Source organism: Micrococcus sp. HMSC31B01, from assembly GCF_001816085.1.
Classification (GTDB): Bacteria; Actinomycetota; Actinomycetes; order Actinomycetales; family Micrococcaceae; genus Micrococcus; species Micrococcus luteus.
Map to the genome: position 1 here is coordinate 1 of NZ_KV825283.1, position 1,213 is coordinate 1,213.

Genomic DNA, 1,213 nt, shown 5'->3' on the forward strand with positions numbered 1-1,213 from the left:
ACCGCCGCCCCGCAGCGCCCGGCCCCCGCGTCCGACCCCCGCGTCCGGCCCGCCCCCGCCGACTCCGCCCTGCGCCGGATCCTCTCGGGCAACGGCACGGTCACCGTCCTGGCGATCCTGCTGTCCCTGCTGATCTCCGGCCTGCTGATCATCGCCGTGGACGAGGACGTCCGCGACGCCGCCGGCTACTTCTTCGCCCGCCCGGGAGACCTGCTGTCCGCCGCCTGGGCCGCGTTCGCAGGGGCCTTCGCGGCCCTGTTCCGCGGCGCCGTCTTCAACTACCGGGCCTCGGACGCGACGGGCATGCTCTACCCGCTCACCGAGACCCTCACCGTGGCGACCCCGCTGATCATCATCTCGCTGGGCATCGCCATCGCCTTCCGGGCGGGCCTGTTCAACATCGGCGGCCAGGGCCAGTTCATCTTCGGCGCCATGTTCGCCACGTGGTTCGGCGTGCACCTGCACCTGCCGCCCGGCGTGCACCTGCTGCTCGTCGTCGTGATGGGCGTGCTCGGCGGCGTGCTGTGGGGCTCCGTCGTCGGCGTGCTCAAGGCCTGGACGGGCGCGCACGAGGTGATCCTCACGATCATGCTCAACTACGTGGCGGTGAACCTGCTCGCGTACCTGCTGAACACCCCCGTCCTGCGGGCGCCCGGCACCACGAACCCGGTGTCCGCTCCGCTGGACCGCTCCGCCATGTTCCCGCGGCTGCTGGGGACCGACTTCCGGCTGCACTGGGGCTTCTTCGTCGCGCTGCTGGCCGTGCTCTTCACGTGGTGGCTCATGCAGCGCTCCACCCTCGGCTTCCGCCTGCGGGCCGTGGGCGCCAACCCGGACGCCGCCCGCACCGCCGGCATCTCCGTGAAGGGCTCCTACGTGGCCGCCATGGCGATCTCCGGCGGCCTCGCCGGCCTGGCCGGCGCCACCCACGTCGCCGGCACGGAGAGCACGCTGAACACCTCCGTGGCCGGGTCCTTCGGCTTCGACGCGATCACGGTGGCCCTGCTCGGCCGGTCCCACCCGGTGGGCGTGCTGTTCGCGGGCCTGCTCTTCGGCGCCCTGCGCGCCGGCGGCGTGACCATGCAGACCGAGACCGGGGTGCCGGTCGACATCGTCCTCGTGGTGCAGTCCGTGATCGTGCTGCTCATCGCGGCCCCGCCGCTGGTGCGCGCCATCTTCCGGCTGCCCGCCCCGGGCGCCGCCCGCGCCCGCC

1 protein-coding gene is annotated in these 1,213 nt (G+C 73.5%); it reads left to right on the plus strand.

What is annotated here, in order from left to right; all coding sequences use genetic code 11:
- A partial coding sequence (locus tag HMPREF3105_RS09670) for an ABC transporter permease (protein WP_070709427.1) occupies positions 1–1,213 on the plus strand: 1,213 nt, incomplete at both ends.